23 protein-coding genes are annotated in these 17,853 nt (G+C 64.4%); 6 read left to right on the forward strand and 17 right to left on the reverse strand.

Annotated features, from left to right (window positions below):
* From QZX93_RS27460 to QZX93_RS18595, 7 genes are all read right to left on the reverse strand, one after another.
* On the reverse strand, nt 1–71 hold a 71-nt coding region (locus QZX93_RS27460; RefSeq protein WP_366760222.1), incomplete at its 3' end, for a transposase DNA-binding-containing protein.
* Between the two features lie 91 nt (nt 72–162).
* On the reverse strand, nt 163–426 hold the full coding sequence (locus tag QZX93_RS18570) for a type II toxin-antitoxin system RelE/ParE family toxin (protein WP_295385613.1): 264 nt from the start codon (nt 424–426) through the stop codon (nt 163–165).
* A complete protein-coding gene (locus QZX93_RS18575) occupies nt 426–611 on the reverse strand; it encodes a hypothetical protein (protein WP_295385615.1) in 186 nt (61 codons plus the stop codon). The genes QZX93_RS18570 and QZX93_RS18575 overlap by 1 nt, the downstream gene beginning before the upstream one ends.
* 66 nt (nt 612–677) lie before the next feature.
* On the reverse strand, nt 678–971 hold the full coding sequence (locus QZX93_RS18580; protein ID WP_295385617.1) for a hypothetical protein: 294 nt from the start codon (nt 969–971) through the stop codon (nt 678–680).
* Nucleotides 972–991: 20 nt separating this feature from the next.
* On the reverse strand, nt 992–1,159 hold the full coding sequence (locus tag QZX93_RS18585; RefSeq protein ID WP_295385620.1) for a hypothetical protein: 168 nt from the start codon (nt 1,157–1,159) through the stop codon (nt 992–994).
* 38 nt (nt 1,160–1,197) lie between these two features.
* Nucleotides 1,198–1,494: a tyrosine-type recombinase/integrase gene (locus QZX93_RS18590; RefSeq protein WP_295385622.1), complete on the reverse strand. Its 297-nt coding sequence runs from the start codon at nt 1,492–1,494 to the stop codon at nt 1,198–1,200.
* Nucleotides 1,491–2,438: an integrase arm-type DNA-binding domain-containing protein gene (locus QZX93_RS18595; RefSeq protein ID WP_295385624.1), complete on the reverse strand. Its 948-nt coding sequence runs from the start codon at nt 2,436–2,438 to the stop codon at nt 1,491–1,493. Before QZX93_RS18595 ends, QZX93_RS18590 begins: the two co-directional genes overlap by 4 nt.
* A gap of 421 nt (nt 2,439–2,859) precedes the next feature.
* On the opposite strand from QZX93_RS18595, the gene QZX93_RS18600 reads away from it, so the two are divergent.
* Nucleotides 2,860–3,066: a hypothetical protein gene (locus QZX93_RS18600; protein WP_295385626.1), complete on the forward strand. Its 207-nt coding sequence runs from the start codon at nt 2,860–2,862 to the stop codon at nt 3,064–3,066.
* Nucleotides 3,067–3,087: 21 nt separating this feature from the next.
* Here the strand turns inward: QZX93_RS18600 and QZX93_RS18605 are convergent, their stop codons facing one another.
* A complete protein-coding gene (locus QZX93_RS18605) occupies nt 3,088–3,450 on the reverse strand; it encodes a hypothetical protein (protein WP_295385628.1) in 363 nt (120 codons plus the stop codon).
* Nucleotides 3,451–3,715: 265 nt separating this feature from the next.
* Here QZX93_RS18605 and QZX93_RS18610 point away from each other — a divergent pair, with 265 nt between their 5' ends.
* On the forward strand, nt 3,716–5,272 hold the full coding sequence (locus QZX93_RS18610) for an alkaline phosphatase (protein WP_295385631.1): 1,557 nt from the start codon (nt 3,716–3,718) through the stop codon (nt 5,270–5,272).
* On the forward strand, nt 5,269–5,427 hold the full coding sequence (locus tag QZX93_RS18615) for a hypothetical protein (protein WP_295394832.1): 159 nt from the start codon (nt 5,269–5,271) through the stop codon (nt 5,425–5,427). Before QZX93_RS18610 ends, QZX93_RS18615 begins: the two co-directional genes overlap by 4 nt.
* Before the next feature lie 144 nt (nt 5,428–5,571).
* On the opposite strand, the gene QZX93_RS18620 is transcribed toward QZX93_RS18615, so the two are convergent.
* Together QZX93_RS18620 and QZX93_RS18625 are read right to left on the reverse strand one after the other, a co-directional pair.
* On the reverse strand, nt 5,572–6,636 hold the full coding sequence (locus tag QZX93_RS18620) for an AI-2E family transporter (RefSeq protein WP_295385638.1): 1,065 nt from the start codon (nt 6,634–6,636) through the stop codon (nt 5,572–5,574).
* Between the two features lie 5 nt (nt 6,637–6,641).
* Nucleotides 6,642–7,076: a hypothetical protein gene (locus QZX93_RS18625; protein ID WP_295385641.1), complete on the reverse strand. Its 435-nt coding sequence runs from the start codon at nt 7,074–7,076 to the stop codon at nt 6,642–6,644.
* 585 nt (nt 7,077–7,661) lie between these two features.
* Here QZX93_RS18625 and QZX93_RS18630 point away from each other — a divergent pair.
* Complete coding sequence (locus tag QZX93_RS18630; protein ID WP_295385643.1) at nt 7,662–8,969, forward strand: outer membrane protein transport protein; 1,308 nt, start codon at nt 7,662–7,664, stop codon at nt 8,967–8,969.
* Between the two features lie 98 nt (nt 8,970–9,067).
* Here the strand turns inward: QZX93_RS18630 and QZX93_RS18635 are convergent, their stop codons facing one another.
* The 3 genes from QZX93_RS18635 to QZX93_RS18645 all read right to left on the reverse strand — a co-directional run bounded on the left by QZX93_RS18635 (nt 9,068) and on the right by QZX93_RS18645 (nt 10,253).
* Nucleotides 9,068–9,547, reverse strand: a complete 480-nt coding sequence (locus tag QZX93_RS18635; protein ID WP_295385646.1) for a DsrE/DsrF/DrsH-like family protein — start codon at nt 9,545–9,547, stop codon at nt 9,068–9,070.
* Nucleotides 9,548–9,599: 52 nt separating this feature from the next.
* Nucleotides 9,600–9,827, reverse strand: coding sequence for a sulfurtransferase TusA family protein (locus QZX93_RS18640; RefSeq protein WP_295385651.1), 228 nt, complete (start codon nt 9,825–9,827; stop codon nt 9,600–9,602).
* 102 nt (nt 9,828–9,929) lie between these two features.
* Nucleotides 9,930–10,253 (reverse strand): rhodanese-like domain-containing protein, encoded by a 324-nt coding sequence (locus QZX93_RS18645; protein WP_295385768.1) that lies wholly within the window; start codon nt 10,251–10,253, stop codon nt 9,930–9,932.
* 95 nt (nt 10,254–10,348) lie between these two features.
* Between QZX93_RS18645 and cysG the strand changes: the two genes are divergently transcribed.
* Complete coding sequence (cysG, locus tag QZX93_RS18650) at nt 10,349–11,770, forward strand: siroheme synthase CysG (protein ID WP_295385654.1); 1,422 nt, start codon at nt 10,349–10,351, stop codon at nt 11,768–11,770.
* A gap of 38 nt (nt 11,771–11,808) precedes the next feature.
* The gene (locus tag QZX93_RS18655; protein ID WP_295385657.1) at nt 11,809–14,625 is read left to right on the forward strand and encodes an SUMF1/EgtB/PvdO family nonheme iron enzyme; all 2,817 of its coding nucleotides are present in this window, start codon (nt 11,809–11,811) and stop codon (nt 14,623–14,625) included.
* A gap of 340 nt (nt 14,626–14,965) precedes the next feature.
* Here QZX93_RS18655 and QZX93_RS18660 read toward each other — a convergent pair whose 3' ends face one another.
* The 4 genes from QZX93_RS18660 to QZX93_RS18670 form a co-directional block, all read right to left on the reverse strand.
* Nucleotides 14,966–16,597, reverse strand: coding sequence for a pentapeptide repeat-containing protein (locus QZX93_RS18660; protein ID WP_295385660.1), 1,632 nt, complete (start codon nt 16,595–16,597; stop codon nt 14,966–14,968).
* A 5-nt stretch (nt 16,598–16,602) separates the two neighbouring features.
* A complete protein-coding gene (locus QZX93_RS27465) occupies nt 16,603–16,758 on the reverse strand; it encodes a pentapeptide repeat-containing protein (protein ID WP_366760709.1) in 156 nt (51 codons plus the stop codon).
* 132 nt (nt 16,759–16,890) lie between these two features.
* A complete protein-coding gene (locus QZX93_RS18665) occupies nt 16,891–17,301 on the reverse strand; it encodes a type II toxin-antitoxin system VapC family toxin (protein WP_366760721.1) in 411 nt (136 codons plus the stop codon).
* On the reverse strand, nt 17,283–17,507 hold the full coding sequence (locus QZX93_RS18670) for a hypothetical protein (RefSeq protein ID WP_295385662.1): 225 nt from the start codon (nt 17,505–17,507) through the stop codon (nt 17,283–17,285). Before QZX93_RS18670 ends, QZX93_RS18665 begins: the two co-directional genes overlap by 19 nt.
* Between the last annotated feature and the right edge of the window lie 346 nt (nt 17,508–17,853).

Below are 17,853 nucleotides of genomic sequence, written 5' to 3' on the forward strand. Positions count from 1 at the left end.
CGCTTCGCACGGTCGTTGCGGCGCGTGTCGCCCAGGTCGATCGCCAGAAATTCCTCGTCTGCCCAGCCCATGCCGCCCCCAGAAACTATGATGGAGGCGATATTTTATACCGTACACTAAAAGTTGTGTGTAATCGGATGGCCTAGACCCGGCCGTAACTGGTCAATGGTCGCGGTAGACTTCTCGACGGTGGCCCACCTTGACAACGACGATGATTAAGCGGGCGTCTTGGATTTCGTAAATCACGCGATAGTCACCAACGCGCAACCGATACAGGCTCTCGCTCCCTTCAAGCTTGCGGGTTCCCGGCTTACGCGGATCGCTTGCCAGTGAATCAATAGCCTCACCAATGCGCGAGCGGTAAGCATGGGGCAACGACAGCAGGGCCTTGCGGGCGTTGCGCTTGATTTCGATTCGATAGGCCATCACAGCCCTAATTCTGCTTTAACCGTTTCCCATGGGGTGGTCGGCTCATTCATGGCGTTGCGTGCGTCCGCAAGGTCTTCCATGTCTTCAAGCTGTTCAAGAATGGCCTCGTATTCAGCGAGCGACAGCACGACAGACGGATTACCGTCCGGGCCGGTGAGAAATTGCGGGTGTAGTTCGAGCATGGCATAACCTCTAGTCGGAAATCTCCAAGCGGTGTTCAATGCCGTCCAATGGTTGACGCTCTCGTGTTAGATCAGCTTCGCCATCTTGAGCAAGCCAGCAAGGACGATGATTTGCAGGGCACCAGCGCCGATAACCCAGCGGGTCAGGTCGGCTTTGATCTTGGCCGTCAAGGCGTTGCTCTCCGCTATCTTCGCGTCCAGCCGTAAGGCTTCGCCGTCTGGGTCCGGGGTGTTGTCGCGGGCCTGGGTCTTGGCCTTGGTTTTCGCCATCCGGTTGAGGATCTCCGCCAATGTGCGGGCCAAGGTCTCGGCTTGCTGTGCGCTGAACCCTCCCGCCTTGAGGGTGTCGGCATAGGCCAAGGTATCAAGAACAAAAGCGGTCATAGGTGCGCCGCATTGAGATAGACGGCCGCGGTCAGTCCGGCCAGTTGTTGACCGACGGCGGATAGTTGAACGCTGTTGCCTGTGACCTCCCGCTTAAGGTCTGCCAGGTCTGCCCGGATCGCCCGCAGATGCTCAAGAACAAGGCTTTCGATTTCTGCCGTCATGGTGGGGCGCTCCGCGTGTTCGGTTGTTCGTCTTGGGGTCACTTGGTGGCGGTCCGGGCGCGGGTCGGAAGCTCGGTAACCTGTGCCGTGGGGGTCAGTCCGGCCGCTCCCATGATCCGGGCGCCGTGTTGATCCAGAGCCGCCCGTACCGAATCCTCCCCGAACCGGGCATAGACCGCCGTTGTTGACTGGTTGGAGTGATTCAGAACCCGGCCGATCAGGTGCAGCGAATTGCCCGACTGTGCAAGCCAACTGCCGACGGTGCGCCGCAGGTCATGTAAGCGCACGTCCTCGACACCGGCCGCCGCGCGCACCCGGCCCCAAGGCTTGCTCACGTTGACCAGGTGGGCCCCGGCCGCTTGCCGGGCAGGATGAAGGGGTTGTCATCGGCCCGGGGCAGGTCGCGCAGCAAGGCCACGGCGGGAGGGCTCAAGGGGATGTAATGCACCCGCCCGGCCTTGGTATCGGGTAACCGAAGCTCTGCCCGGGTCCAATCCACATCAGCCCATTGGGCCTTGAGTAGTTCGGACTTCCGGCAGCCGGTCAGCAGGTAGAGCCACAGGGCCGCGCGGGCTGATTCGTTCGGTTCTTCGTTGATCGCTTGGGCCAGGCGGGGCAGTTCGTCAGGGGTTACCCAGCGGTCCCGCTTGGTTTCCTGGAATCGGTCTATGTCGCGGGCCGGGTTGGCTTGGCCTTCAGGCACGAACCCCCAACGGCGGGCAAGCTCGAACATCTTGGACAGCAGAGCAAGAACGCGGTTGGCCTCATAGGGTGCCGTCTTGCCTATCTTGCGGTGTAGAGCCTCCACATCCGGCCGGGCAATCGTCCGCGCCTTGAGGCTTGCCCACTTGGGCAGGATGTAGCGGTCTATCCGCCGTTGATCCTCGCTCCCTGACTTCTTGGCGTTGCCGTGGCGGTCCATGTAGGCCTCGCACAGGTCCCGCACGGTTTCGCCTTGGCGTTCCTGTTCCCGGACTTGTGCAGGGTCGGTGCCGCGTACCACATCGCCAAGGGTGACAATCGCCAGCTTGCGGGCTTCGTCCGCGGTCAGGTCCTTGCCGAAGGTCCCCAAGGTCAGGAACCGCTTGCGGTTCCCCACACGATAGGCAACGAGGAACGCCTTGCGTCCGCCCGGATAGACCCGCACCCCGAAGCCCTTAACCTCTGGGTCCCAGGCATAGCACGCACCGTTCCCGGTGCCGGTGTAGGTCAGGGCGTCAACCGCTCGCTTCGTCAGCTTGACCGCCGCCGCTTGTTTCGTCTCGGTGTCCGCGTTCATAATCCCCGCTCGGTTGGCGCCTCACACTGGCCCCGCCGGTTGGTTGCTCAGGAATCTGAGCAACCACTGAGCAACCACAAAGGGGCGAATCGGGGCGTACTGTGTCGCAAAGGATAGCACGGCTTGAGCGGGTAAGCTGTTGTTAAAACGTAGCGAAGCGTAACCGATAGCAACTGAGAGAATGCCCAAATCTCAGATTTGTAATCAGCGGGTCGGGGGTTCGACTCCTCTCGCCGGCTCCAATAAAACAAGGGGATGGGTGAAAGCCTGTCCTTTTTTTGTTTGCGAAATCGCCCGCGGGTTAACCAGGGTGGTAACCAACGACACCTGTTAGGCCCTGTTTTGGGGGGTGTTATAACCGTTTGTCGGATCGCTCTCCCGACCGGGTCGGCGGTCTACAACTGCAAGGGACGAACACGCCATGACCGCAGAGACCGAAAGTCTCGTCTTGGAACATCTGAGCGCGATCCGGGGGGATGTCTCGGACATCAAGGCGCGCCTGGGGCGCGTGGAACTGCGCCTGTCCGCCATCGAACACACCTTGGGCAGTGCGCTGTCCGAGACCGACCATGAAACCGTCCAGTGGGTCATTCGGCGCATGGAGCACATCAACGGCGCGCGCCGGTAACCGTTTCGCTCCCACCGACCCTCATACGAGCGCCATCTGCGGTCGATCGGTCACAATCACCCGCAGCAGGTCCTCCTGGACTTGGCGCGGGGCAATAGTGAGGCCCGCTTCGCGGATCGCCTGGGCCTCCGCGGCGGCACTGTCCAGGGAGGGCCAGCAAACCGGTTCGGTTGGGGCATGGTTGGCGGTAAGCCAGCCCAGGACTAGCCACTCAGCCTGGGGCTCGCCAGGCTCCGCGGCGTCTGCATAGCGCGGCACTGAGTACCCCAGGCGCCAAGCGCCGGGTTCCCATTCCACCAGGACCAAGACCAAGCGCCACCCCTGATCGACATCGGCGGTGCCCAGGACGGCATCTAACCACTCCAGCAGTTCTGTTTTGGTCATTTTGGGTCAGCGACACGCCCAATTAACCCACGACACAACATGGCGTGTCTCCAGCAGAGCGGGCGTCGCCTGGGCGGCGTCGTGTCTGGTCGCAGAGGTGTCAAATTGTTGGTTCAACATATTAATCTGTCCGTTAGGTTAATGTGTTCAGGGTATCGCTGGTGTTCATCGCATCCGCGGTGCGCCTTCCTAGGCTTTTCGCCCACTGCATAGACTACTCTGCTTGTGCATAGCCGCAAGAAGATTAATGTAAAAGTTGTGTTAAATGACGCAGAAAACATACCGGCACGGGCGATTCGCCGCCGCTTACGTCCTGGTCCTGATCTTATCTGGTGCCGCGTTCCCGGCCGCGCCCGAGGTGGCCAAAAACGTGATCCTGATGATCAGCGATGGCGCCGCCTGGGGCACTTGGGCCCTCGCGAGCGATTGGGAATTCGGCGAGAAGGGTCATCAGCCCTATTATCGGTTTCCGGTGCAACTCGGGGTGACCACCTTTCCGCTCAACACCGCCACGGCCCCGACCAACAGCGCCACTCCCCTGATGGGTTACGACGCGGCGCGCGCCTGGGACCCGACCCCGAACTTCGGCAGTCTCCGCGGCATCCCCAATTTCTTCAACGGCTACGCCTATCTGAAGGCCGGCGCGACGGACTCGGCGGCGGCGGCCACGGCCTTCGCCAGCGGCACCAAGACCTATAACACCGCGCTCAACGTAGACAATTTCGGCCAGCCACTGCCGTTCATCACGCAGTTTGCCAAGCGGCTCGGCAAGGCCGCCGGGGTGGTGACGAGTGTGCCCTTCACGCACGCCACCCCGGCCGCCTTCGGTGCGCGCAATCGTAGCCGCGCCAACTATGGCGAGATCGGTCGGCAGATGGTGGGCGAGCCGACGCTCGACCTCATCATGGGCGCCGGCAACCCACTCTATGACGTGGACGGTCGGTTGAATGGCAGCCCCCGCTTTGCCAATGAGACCGGGCCGGGCGGGGCCTATGTGGCGCGCAGCACCTGGGAGGCCCTGGTCGACGGCAGTGCCGGCTGGCGACTGATCCAGTCCAAAGGCGACTTCGCGGCCCTGGCCGCCGGCACCCTGACGCCGACCGGTCAACGGCTGATCGGGGTCCCGCAAGTGGCCGACAGCCTCCAGGTCAACCGCACCGAGGCGGTGCGGGGCGCCGACCCGGCCAACCCGAGCGGCATCGCCTTCAATCCGCAGGTGCCGACCCTGGAGATGATGGCCCGGGGCGCCCTGAACGTGCTGGCCCGCGACCCGGATGGGTTTTTTGTGATGATCGAAGGGGGTGCCGTGGACTGGGCGGCGCATGCCAACGACACCGCCCGGGTCATCGAGGAGCTGATGGACTTCAACCACGCCGTGCGCTCGGTGGTGGCCTGGGTGGAGGCCAACAGCAGTTGGCGCGAGACCCTGTTGATCGTCTTGCCCGACCATGGGACCGGGATGCCGATGGGGCCGGACTCGGCGAGCGTTGCGTTCGAGCCGATCCGCAGCCATGGGGTCGGGAAGCTGCCCGGGGTACGCTGGCACACCGGCAACCACGCCAACGAGATCGTCCTGATGCGTGCCATCGGGGCCGGGGCCGAGCTGTTCAAGGACCATTTGGCTGGCCAGGACCCGGCGTTGCGCACCGTGCTGGGCTTCAATGACGGCAGCTACATCGACAACACTACAGTGTTTACAGTGATGAAGGCGGCGATGCAGCCGGCCGAACCGGCTGTCACTGCGATAGACACGAGATGCGCATGTACTGGCGGGCCGCCGCGCGTCGGGAAGACCCCGGGGAACCGGATACTCTGGCGATGATGCGAGTCATGTCGGACGAGGAACCGCGCGACGCGGCTGAACTGGTCGACTGTGTCCGCTCGGCCCTGAACCGGTTTGAGCAGCACTTTCAGGATCAGGCGCAGGCCCTGCGCCTGATCGTCCTGGGTATGACGGATAAGAGACCCCAGCCCTGAAAGGGCGTGACATCAGGAGGCGCACCGTTATGTCACGCCCTTTCAGGGCTAGGCCGAATAAACAACGCTAACCCAGGGCGTTGCCCTGGGCTGATATGTTCGACCCCGTTGGGGTCGGTATGCAACATAAAGTGGAATGGGGTACTAACCGTCCCGTCCCGCCGCGTGCTGGGCTGGCCAGGCGATGAGGATCGCATGCACCAGGGTCGCGAGCGGGATGGCGAAGAACACCCCCCAAAATCCCCACAGACCGCCGAAGACCAGGATGGCGACGATGATGGCGACTGGGTGCAGGTTCACCACCTCCGAGAACAGCAGCGGGACCAGCACGTTACCATCCAGGGCCTGGACGATGCTATAGACGGTGGCGAGCCAGATGAAGTCCGCGGACCAGCCCCACTGGAACCAGGCGATCAGGAGCACCGGGACCGTCACCACGACGGCCCCGATATAGGGCACGATCACCGACAGCCCCAGGAGCAGGGCCAGAAGCATCGCATAGTGCAGGTCGAAGAGCAGGAAAATGAGATAGTTGACCGCCCAGACGATCAGGATTTCCCAGAATTTGCCGCGCACATAGTTGGCGATCTGCCGGTCCACCTCCGCCCAGATGGCGCTGGCGATGCGTCGGTGGTCCGGCAGGTACTGCCGGAACCAATCGAGAATCAGGTCCCTATCCTTAAGAAAGAAGAAGACCAGGAGCGGCATCAGAATCAGGTAGACCAGCACCGTGAGCACGCCGACCACGCCCGCCAGGGACCACGACAGCACCCGCTGGCCAAAGGCCATGGCGTCCGAGCGCAGCGAACCGATCAGCTCGTCGATCTGCTCCGCGCTCACCAGGTCCGGATGACGCCCGGGCAGCTCCAGCAGGACCCGGGTCCCCTCGTTGACCATGTAGGGCAATTGCTGCACCAGTTCGGTGACCTGCCGGGAGACCAGCGGCAGCACCCCGAACAGGAGCAGGCCCACGAACAGCATGAAGCCGATAAAGACCACCAGCACGCTCGCCGTGCGCGGCAGGCCGTGGCGTTCACAGACGCCGACCAGGCCCTCCAACAGATAGGCCACGACCATGCTCGCCAGCACCGGGGCCAGCATGTCGCCCAGGGTCAGGACCACGATGGTCAGGGTGAGCAGGAGCATCGTCAGGAAGACGAGCTGCGGGTCCGAGAGATAACGACGGAACCAGTCGGTAATAATACCCATAGCGATCAGCCGCCTCCCCGCAGGTCCGCGCGGGAGTCCTGAAAATAGCGCAGGAACAGGGCCTCCAGGTCGTCGATGACCTGGACCGCGGAGCGACCATGCATCATATGGGCGGTCATCAGTCCGGCGGTTTCATGCAGCATGGGGCCGCGATCGAGCATCGGGTAGGTCAGTGACAGGCGCCGGATGGCGGCGATCACCGTCTCCTGTGCCGGCCGGGGGTGCGGGATGGGCTCGCGCTCCGCATCGGCGCTTTCGTCAACCGTATCGTCTGGGCTCGCCGTGGGTGTAGGCGCCGACGGCCGCCCCGCGGCGAGGAACTCGGCAAAGGCCAGGAGGCTGTGCCGATCCGCGTCGCAGAGCCCGGCGAAAATGAGCGTCAGGCGTTGCGCCGGTGCGGATTCGGGCGCGGAATTGGGCGCGGCTTTGAGGGTCGACATGATCGCGTGATAGAGGCCTTCGACAATGGCCGGACCATATAGCATAAAAACATGATTTGAGTCCAGTTTCATCCCGCCGTCAGGCGCGGGCCTTGATCGTCGTTCCGGCCACTCCGGGGCCGGAGTCCAAGGCTTCAGCCTTGGCTGGCCAGGACCAAGGCTGAAGCCTTGGACCCCAGAAGATGGCTGCTGGCCGGAACGATGAGCAAGCCCCGCGGGCAGACTGTCGAATCGCCTGTTGCGTTTTTGCGACGATGTCTGTGATCGCAACAAATAGTGGCAATTGTGGGCCGCTTCGCCTACAGTTCGCCGGTTTAAGGCCCTGGCTGGCTGTCTTAAATGCAGGCGTTCCGGCAGTAGCTTAAGTCCACCGTCAGGCTCGGCCGGGCCGGCGCGGGAACCGACTGCCGTGTCGCCAAGGAGCCACGGCGGGTGCATGCAGCGCGTCCCCCTCCCCGCCCTCCCCCACGAGGGGGGAGGGGGCATTGGAGCGCGCTCCCGGCGCGACTTTCACGCTAACGGCCATGGCGAGGATCGCCCCGATCGAAAGCAGACAATAACTTAACTCTCTGGGGGAATCAGTTCATGCACTCGAAAATCGCACCGGCGCGCGCCGCGGCCCTGATCGCCGGCGTCATCGGCACCCTCGCGGCCCCAGGCGGCGCGCTCGCCTCCGGCTTTTTGCTGCCGGAGGCCTCGACCGCTGGTATCGGCACCGCCAATGCTATGGTCGCCAACCCCATCGAGCTCGGCGCGATCCCCTATAACGCGGCGGCGATGGGTTTCCACGACAACTCCAGCCTCGCCTTGGGTGCCCTCATGATTGCCCCCAGTTTTTCCGTCAACACGGCGAGCGGCAATCACTCAGGGACCGGGGCGACCTGGGTCGCTGGCCCCATGTTCCAGGCGGCGATCAAGCTAAACCAGAATTGGCGCCTTGGACTTGGGGTCACCACGCCCTTTGGTCTGGAGACCCGGTGGGGCTATGGCACCTTCCCGGCGCTCAGTCAGAGTGCAACCATCCCGCTGCCCCCGCCGCTCGGGCTGACCACGATCCCCACCGGCAATCACCCCGCCACGACCAAGCTCGAGGTCCTGGACTTTGCGCCGACCGGCGCCTATCGGGTCAATGATAATCTGAGCCTGGCGGCCGGCATGGACATCTACTGGGCTAAGTCGGCCCAGTTGGACTCCAACCTGGGGCAGATGAGCGGGGACGGGATTGGGCTCGGATTCAATCTCGGCGCCATGTATCGCATCCAGGCCCTGACGCTGGGCCTGACCTACCACTCGGCCTCGACTGTAAGATTAGGCGGGAATTTCACCCCGCTGAACACGACGCTGGTGATGATGGGGCAATTGGCGCAGGGGCAGCCGGCCAGTCTGAATCTCGACCTGCCCTGGCGCCTGCAAGTGGGCGCCCGTTATGAGTTTACCAAGACGTTTGCCGCAGAGTTCGACTGGACCTATACGGGCTGGAGCCAATTCCGTCAGTTGGTGGTCAGTGGCGATCGCACCGGCGGTATCATCTCAACCGAGACCAATAACTGGAATGACGCCAGCGCCTTTCGCCTGGGCCTGACCTGGCAGGTGCGGCCGACCACCCAATTGCGCTGCGGCTATGCCTATGATCAGACCGGCCAGGGCAACGGCTATTTCAGCGCCCGGGTGCCGGACAGCGACCGCCAGACCTTCAGTATCGGTATCGCCCAGGGCCTGTCCCACGGTTTCTCGATTGAGGCCGGTTACATGTATGTCATGGGCCAGAAGCGCAACTTTGCAGGCGGCGTCCCCTATACGGCCACCAGTGGCGTCAACGGGACCACCGCGCTCAATGGCCAATATGAGATGAGCGCGCACATCGTCGGCATCGAGGCCCTCGTGACCTTCTAAGCCGTAAACCCATCGCGGCCTGGGGGCCGCCCCTACACCCGTAGGAGCGGCCCCCAGGCCGCGATGAATCGGTCAGTCCGCGGCGCGGACCCGCAACCTTAGATATAGAGGCAGATATCGCTCTGGCCGGCGAACTCGAAGAAGGTCGCGGCTCCGCCGAATTCCACGCCGTCGATGAACTCGGAGGGGTTGAGATCGAAGAGATCGACCGTCATCTGACAGGCAATCAGCTTGACCTCGGCCTCCTGGCACAGTGAGCGCAAGTCTTCGATACTGGCGACGCCCTTCTTTTTCATCTTGGCCTTCATCATCGCGGTCATGATCCGCTGCATGAAGGGTAGGGCGGTCAATAGTACCGGCATGAACCGCTCCATGCCGCCGGGCATGGGCATACCGGGGTTGCCCAAGGGGGTGACCTTGAGATCCAGCTTCTTTTTCAGGAGCTGGAGGCCATAGAAGGTGAAAAAGATCTGGACCTCATAGTCCAGCGCGGCGGCGGTCGAGGCGAGGATAAAGGGCGGGTAGGCCCAATCCAGCGAGCCCTTGGTGGCGATGATAGCAAGCTTCTTTTGGGCCATCGTGTCCTCCGGGTATGGTTGTCGTCGAGGCGGGGGGGCGCCCGGCCGGGCGTTAGTTTTTCTTGATCAGAAAGTGGAACTTGCCGGCGTCTTCCTTGGACTCCAGCAGCTCGTTACCGGTCTGCTTGGCAAAGGCCTCGAAGTCGCGCACTGAGCCGGGATCGGTGGCGATGATGTGTAACACCTGCCCGGCGGTCAACCCGTTCAGGGTTTTCTTGGCGCGCAGGATCGGCAGGGGGCAGTTCAAACCGCTGGCGTCGAGTTCTTGGTCATGGGCCATGGGGTACCTCCGGGGTTTCGTTGTTGTCGACTGGGTGAAAATACTAAGAGCGGCTTATGGTTAGGCCGCCCGGGGTGAAAGGGGCGGCGCCTGGTGTCGGCCTCAGTGCCGGGGGGACGCGATTTCGTAACCGTGCCGCGCCCAGGCGAGGATCCCGCCGCGCAGGTTCAAGGCCCGTCCCCACCCCTGTTGTTTCAGGTAGGCAGTGGAATGATAGGAGCGCGCGCCGCTGTGGCAGTAGAGTACCAGGTCCCGATCCTGGGGCAGGTCGTTGAGCTGCAAGGGCAGCAGGTGCATGGGGAGCATGCGCGCCCCCGGGATGGCGCCCCCGGCGACCTCGTTCGGGGTGCGGATATCCACCAGCAAAAGGTCATCGCCGGCCGCCAGGCGCCGGTGTAAGGACTCAGAATCGATCTCGTTGACCACGTTGTCCGTCTGCAATAAGCTTCAGTAGGTTAGTATATTAGTATTTTCCGCGCGTTAACTCAATGCCGCACTGGCCCAAGCGATCTCTGACACCTATGGAATTTTTACCGATTTTTCAATCCGTCACTGGCAAGCCCTGCCTGGTGGTCGGCGGCGGCGCCACCGCGCAGCGCAAACTCGGCAGCCTGTTGCGTGCCGGAGCGGCCGTGACCCTGGTGGCCCCCAGCCTCACGGAGGACTTGGCGCGCCTGGCCGCGGCGGGCGAGTTCACCCACCTGGCCCGCCCCTTCGCGCCTGCCGATATCGCCGGGATGCGCCTGGCGATCGCCGCCACCGACGACCGCGCGGTGAACGGTCAGATTGCCGCACTGGCCACCGCGCAAGACATTTTGGTCAATGTCGTCGATGACCCGGACGCCTGCACCTTCCTGCTGCCCTCGGTCATCGACCGCGACCCGGTGGTGATCGCCGTCTCCACCGGCCGGTCCTCCCCGGCCTTGGCGCGCCTGCTGCGTACCCGGCTGGAGTCCATGATCCCCGCCGGCTACGGCCGTCTGGGGGACCTGTGCGCCCACTACCGCGACCGGGTCAAGGCGCGCTACAGCAACCCGGACGACCGGCGTCGCTTCTGGGACCGGGTCCTGGCCGGCCCCGCCGCCGAGCGCATCTTTGCCGGCCAAATGGACGCGGCCCAGGCGGCGATGGAACGCGAACTGGCCCCGGGCGCACTGGAGCGCAACCTGGGCGAGGTCTATCTGGTGGGGGCCGGACCCGGCGATCCGGATCTGCTGACCTTCCGCGCGCTGCGGCTCATGCAGCAGGCCGACGTGGTGGTCTACGACCGGCTGGTCGCCGAGCCCATCCTCAACATGACCCGGCGCGACGCCCGCCGCATCTATGTGGGCAAGGAGCGCGCCCACCACAGCATGCGTCAGGAAGAGATCAACGTCCTGCTCGCCGACCTGGCCCGCGAAGGGCACCGGGTGCTGCGGCTCAAGGGCGGGGACCCCTTCATCTTCGGCCGCGGCGGGGAGGAGATCGACACCCTGGCCGCCCAGGGCATCCCCTTTCAGGTGGTCCCCGGCATCACCGCCGCCTCCGGGTGCGCCGCCTATGCCGGCATCCCACTGACCCACCGCGACTGTGCCCAATCAGTCACCTTCGTCACCGGGCACCTCAAGGACGGCACCATCGACCTGAACTGGCCGCAACTCGCCTACCCGGGCCAGACCCTGGTCTTCTACATGGGCCTCGGCGGGCTGCCGATCATCGTCGAGCAGTTGATCAAGCACGGTGTCTCTCCCGCGCTGCCGATCGCCCTGGTCCAGCAGGGCACCACCCACCACCAACGGGTCTATGTCGGGACCCTGGCGAGCATTGTGGAAGCGGTCGCCGCCGACCCCCCCAAGCCGCCGACCCTGATCATCGTCGGCGAGGTGGTGCGTCTGCGCGACCGACTCGACTGGTTTAGCCCCGGGGCCGAGCCCGCGCATGATGCGGGGGGTCTTGGCGCCTGAGCCGGGACAGGGTCAGCGGCGACAACGACCAGTGCAGCATGACGCAACCGCAGCCGACCCACTTGGAACAGCTTCGGCGCGCGCTCGCCGCCGAGGCGATCGATCAGGCCACGTTCGACGCCGCGGCCGGCGCGATGACCGCCCAGAACGCCGCGGGCGGCGCCATCGCCCAGGGGCCGGACGCGGTGGCGGTGGGCGCGGGCGGCGTGGACATCGGCGGTGACAACCATGGCCCTATCAACACCGGCCGCGAGTTCACCGCCGCCCCGGGCGCCCAGATCGTCTACGCCGAACAGGGCGCCACCGTGGTCATCGGCGATGCCCCGGTCGCGATGACCGCGGTGGAGCGCCAAAGCACGCTCGGCCGCTATCTGCAAGTCCTCATCAGCCAGAACCGTTACCTCCAATTGCAAGGCATCCGCTCCGGCGGCCGGCTGGTCAATATCGAGCTCGATCGGATCTATGTGACCTTGCGCGCCACCCGCCAACCCGGCCAACGGACCCAGGTCGACTGGCTGGCCGCGGAGACGGCGCTGGCACCCGGCGAACGGCAGCGCGGCATGGACGAAGCGCCGCCGCACGACACCACACACATCACGGTCAATGAGGCACTGGCGGCGCACCGGCGGCTGGTCGTCCTGGGCGATCCCGGTAGCGGCAAGACCACCCTGCTGCGCTACCTCGCACTGCTCTATGCACGCGATCTGGCCGAGGGCACGCGCCTCACCGCAGACAAACTCGGCCTCGCCGATGCGGGAACCCTGCCCATCGTGCTGCCGTTGCGGCAGCTCGGCCGCTTCCTGGCGGAACACCATGCGCAGGACGACGGCACCGACGGACACGCGCTGCTGCTGCGCTTTCTGGTTCAATGCTTGAGAAACGAGCGGATCGAGGTTCCGGCCGATTTCTTCGACGAATGGCTTAACGGCGGGCACGCCGCGGTCCTGCTCGATGGACTGGATGAGGTCGCGAATCCGGGTCTACGCCGGCGCGTCGCGCGCCTGGTCGACGCATTCACCCGCGCCTATGCCGGGTGCCGCTTTGTCGTCACCAGCCGCATCGTCGGCTATAGCGATGCCTCGCGGCTCGGTGAGGGTTACGCCAACACCACGGTACGCGATTTCACCCTGGACGATGTGCGCGTCTTCCTCACGCAATGGCATCGCCTGATCGCGATCGGCCATCTGGGTCCAGGTGAGGCCGCCGAGACGCTCGCGGTCACTCAGACCCGCCAATTGCTGGACGCCATCGACAAGAACGACCGCGTGCGTGAACTGGCCATCAATCCGCTCATGCTCACCGTCATTGCACTGATCCATCGCGACCGGGTCAAGCTGCCGGATCGTCGGGCCGAGCTCTATCAGGAGGCGGTGGACGTCCTGCTGGGCAAGTGGGACGAGGCGCGCGGGGTGCAGGAGTCTTTGATCCTCAATGACCGGCCATTCGACATCAGCGACCGGCGGCTGGTGTTGCAGCAGGTGGCCTTGAGTATGCATGAGCAGGCCATCAAGGAGATCGATGCCGAACCGCTGCGGGAACTGCTCAAGGTGCAGCTTGGCGGTGCCGTGGCGGACGCGCGCGAGCTGGATGCGGCCGTGACCCGGTTTCTCAACGTGATTCAGGAGCGCACCGGGTTATTGATCGCCCGTGCCGAGGGGACCTACGCATTCTCCCATCTGACCTTCCAGGAGTACCTGGCCGCGCTCGCCATCGCTGGGCGCGACGACTACCTGGACTATAGCCTGCGCCGTTCCCCCGATGCCTGGTGGCGCGAGGTGATCCTGCTCGCCGCGGGCTACCTGAGCACTCAGAGCAAGGAGAAGACCACCCGCCTGATCCGCGCCATCGCCGACGCCAGGGCCGAGCCGGAGCTTTATCACAACCTGGTCCTGGCCGCCGAATGCGTACGCGATGCTGGCGCGAACCGAATCCTCGGCGATCTGGATGCCGAACTGCGGGGGCGGCTGCAGCGCGAATTGGAGACTCACGTCGGCAGCGGCCTACTCGGAAACATGCAGAGACTCTTCGCCCGAGCAGTCACCCCGCAGCAAGCGACCCGCCGGCGCCTTGCGGCAGCCGAGGCACTGAGTAAGATCGGTGGCAGCCAGTTCTGGACGCTGCCCTATGGCGAGCCGGAGTGGGTGCGGATTCCGGCGGGTGAGTTCACCATGGGCGAAGGGCACGAGGCACATCGGGTGCATTTGGATGACTATGCCATCGCGCGGGTGCCTATCACCAATGCGCAGTATGCCTTGTTTTTGCAGGCGACCGGCCGAGGCGCACCCAACGATTGGACCGGTCAGCGCCCACCGCGAGGCAAGGAAGGGCACCCGGTGGTGAACGTCACTTGGCATAACGCACTGGCGTATTGCCACTGGCTGAGTGAAGCGACTGGCAAGCCACTTAGCCTGCCAAGCGAGCCGGAGTGGGAAAAGGCCGCTCGCGGTGCGGATGATGGGCGCGCCTATCCCTGGGGCGATGTCTTCGATGCAGCGAGGTGCAACGTAGATGAATCAGCATTCGGTGGGACGACACCAGTTGGCATATTTCTCAACGGTGCAAGTCCCTATGGGTGTTTGGACATGGCAGGCAACGTATGGGAGTGGACCCGCAGCCGCTATCAGGACTATCCGTATCGCCTCGACGATGGCTACGAGCAGTTTGAGCCAGGAAATGCCGATACACGTGTCGTGCGCGGCGGCTCGTGGTTCTACCATCGTGACGACGCGCGCTGTGCCTTTCGCTTCAGGCTTCGACCCGGCTCCCGGAGCGACCTCTTGGGGTTCCGTGTCGTCTTGCGTTCTGCCCCTGTTTCTTCAGCTCCGTCCTCTGTCACTCCGAACTCTGAACTCTGATCCTCTGCCTCCAGAGGGGGTCCGGGGGATACTTCCCCCGGAGGCCGCGCGCAGCGCTTTCTCGTTCCCACGCTACAGCGTGGGAATGCCGTGCGGGCGCTCTGCGTCCGTTCGATCTGCTGGACGCGGAGCGCCCGCTCTTGCTCCCACGCAGGAGCGTGGGAGCGAGGCCGCCTTGACTAACGGCATTGCGCTTGACACTCGTGCTCGCAACCGGAGGTCGAGGCTTTAGCCGGTGGCGGTTCCCGACCTATCCAAGAGAAATCAGTGGCGCCTGCACGCCGGCCTCGATCATGGTTCCGAGCACAAGCGGCAGGGCGTAAGAGAAAGACTTGTTCTCTCACGGAGACACGGCACCAAGGGTGAGATCGTCTTCGGCTATCTTCCGCTCGGCCGCGCCAAGCCCTATCAGTGGGGGGATGTCTGGACGCCGCGTGCGAAGTCGAATGCGGAGTCGGAATTCCAGTAGGTTTGCGACGCGGGGGCGACCCTGGCCAACCGGGCCTGGCCCCAGGCCGGCTAATCGATTCCCAAGAAACCGACCACCTGCTCGACGATCTTCAGCACCGGCTCGGCGGTTTCGGCCAGCGACTTGGCCGCCTGCATCAGGCCATCGGCGGAGATGCGCAGGAGGCTCGGGTTCGGCGGTTCGATCTGGGCCTTGTCGACCAACTCCGCGGTCAGGGTCGCGACCGTCTCGGCCTCCTGTGTCCGGTCCGGCGGTACCAGGGCCAGGGCCGAACTGTGCGAGCAGTGCGGTCAACCGCTCCTTGGCCGCGTCGTCGACCTGCGGCAAGGTGCCGATGCCCTGGCTGACCTGCTCCAGTCTGGACTTGATGTTGATGATGCTGCCGCTGAAGTTGCCGGATTGGTGGATGGTGTCGCCGCTGGTCATCTGGCCTATCTCCCGTGCGTTAAGAATCGTGTGGTGGATCGTTACCGGTTGGGGGCGGAGGGCAATTGCCGCGTCGATCATGCGCTCCAGCACGGCATTGTGTCGGCGCTCGCTCGCGACCAATTCCTCATGGTGCTCCAGGCGCACGGCGAGGCGACCGCGTTCAGCTTCCAGCTCAATTAGCCGCTGCTCGTAGCCCGCGACCAGGCGCCGATAATCGGCGTCCTTGTCCCCCTGGTCCGGCACCGCGATGCGGACGATGATACGTCCGTCCTCGGTAGTGTCGATGGACTGGACGCGCACCTGCGCCTCGCTGCCGTCGCCGGACTCGGCATAGTGTGCGCGCAAGTCATCGAAGGCGGCGCGGAAGGCGTCCCAGTCGATGCCATTGCGGAAGATCAGGTCCACGGTCTTGAGCGCCTGCTTAAACAGGGTGGTGAAGTCACCGGGGCCAAAGGTGCCGTCACCCTGGGGTCGGCGCTCGCGGCGCTCGCCGTTCGGGCCGGCCTCCAGAAAGACATAATCGGCGACGACGCCGTCCAGGCGGGTGGCGGTGTCGATGTTCCAGCCGTCCAGCAGGGCGCCGGTCAGGGTGGCGCCGGTCAGATCGGCACCGATCAGGGTCGCGCGGCTGAGATCGGCGTCGGTCAGGTCGGCGTGGGTCAGGTCGGCACCGGTTAGTTCCGCGTCGCAGAGGCGGGCACCGCGCAGGTTCGCACCGGCGAGCCAGGCGCCGTGGAGGTCGGCGTGGTCGAAGTCGCTGCCCGCGCCGTCCCCACTCACCAGCAGTTCACGCACCCGGCGGTCGGCCAGGATGGTCCTGCGGACATGGGCGATGTGCAGGTCGAGGGCACCGCGGAAGCGCGTGCGTGTGAGGTCGGCAGGGCTGCCGAGGCGGGCGTAGGCCATCCGGGCGCCGGAGAAGTTGGCGTCGGTCAGGTGCGCGTCGCGCAGATCGGTACCGGGCCAGGCGGCAATAGGGAGCACCCAGCGGCGCAGCCCCAGAAGCTGCGGGTCTTCGGCGAGGGCGCGGCGACGAAGGTACCAGCCGACCAAAATTAAGGACGTCGTTCCCATAATAGCTAGAGCCGACATCTCAGACACAGACGCGGACACAGACGCCGCAGCAATCCGCAGAACGAAGCCCCACGCAGGTCCGCCCCGCGAAAGCTCGCTCCCCGCAGGTCGCCTTTGAAGCGTCTCCCGCGCAGCCGTTGTCCAGAAAAGTCCTTCGCCATTGTCCCGCTCCCGTTCGTCACCCCAGGAACCCGCCCAAGTCGTCGCCAGATTCTAGCCGAATGGCCACCCTTTGGGAGCCAACCGGAAGGGGAATCGGCCTCACCCTCGCCTTTGCGGACTTGCGCCGGGTCTCAAGCGCCGATCAGGCGGCCAGCGAGTTCCGCGTAGGCGGGAAACTGGCCATCAAGGCTCAAGAGTTCGGCCTGATGCTCGATTGCGGTGGCGATGATGATGCGGTCCGCCGGGTCCTTATGGTGTTGGGTCAGCGCCGCCGCGCGGACGCCGATCTCGCAGGAGACCGGAAGGCAAAGGATGCCGGTTGGTGCCAGGGCACGCTGAATCCACTGACAGGCGGGCAGCGGGAGATCGATCCGATTACGCTGCTCCAACAGGCTGACCTCCCAACAGGAGATACCGGACACCGCAGTCACATCGGCTGTCCGGATCGCTGAGACCATGGCGCGGGGCAGGTCTGCCCCGGCGCTGATGATCCACCGGAGCCAGACATGGGTGTCGAGGACGATCAGTGCAGTGCCTCCCAGTCGTCCGGGTCGCTTGCCGGGGAGATAATGTCGCCCAAGATTCGGCCCTTGCCGGCGATGTCCGGCGGCGGCTGACGGCGCGGGTACGCGGGCGGCTCATCCAGCACCAAGAAAATGGCCTCCATCCGGACGCTCGGGGACAGAGGAGGCATGTTCACGATCTGTCCATTCTCGTTCGTCTCGACGATCAGTCGCGTGGCTTGCATCTCGAATGCCTCCGACCTGTCAATCAATGCCACTGAAAGACTGCGTACTTGCCGCTCCTTTCGTATCACGCTGCAACGTGCGGTCGGCGGGCTCATTGGCCAAGAGGCGCCAGTCTTCCACCGGGGTCTGAATGCCCCCTAACGACCTGGGTTTTGGTGGGGTCCAATCCGACGCCACGGAGGGCACCGGCGGGTTGTGTGGGATTAGGATCTTGATCATGCTCGAAAAATATCATCATCGCGGGTCGACATCAAACCGCGGGGCACCCCGGGAAGCAGTGCTTCCCGGACCGCGTTCCCAAGTGGAACTTGGGAATCAGCGGAACCCCAGCGGGAAGTATCCCGT

It is taken from the genome of uncultured Thiodictyon sp. (genome assembly GCF_903946935.1).
Lineage (GTDB): Bacteria > Pseudomonadota > Gammaproteobacteria > Chromatiales > Chromatiaceae > Thiodictyon.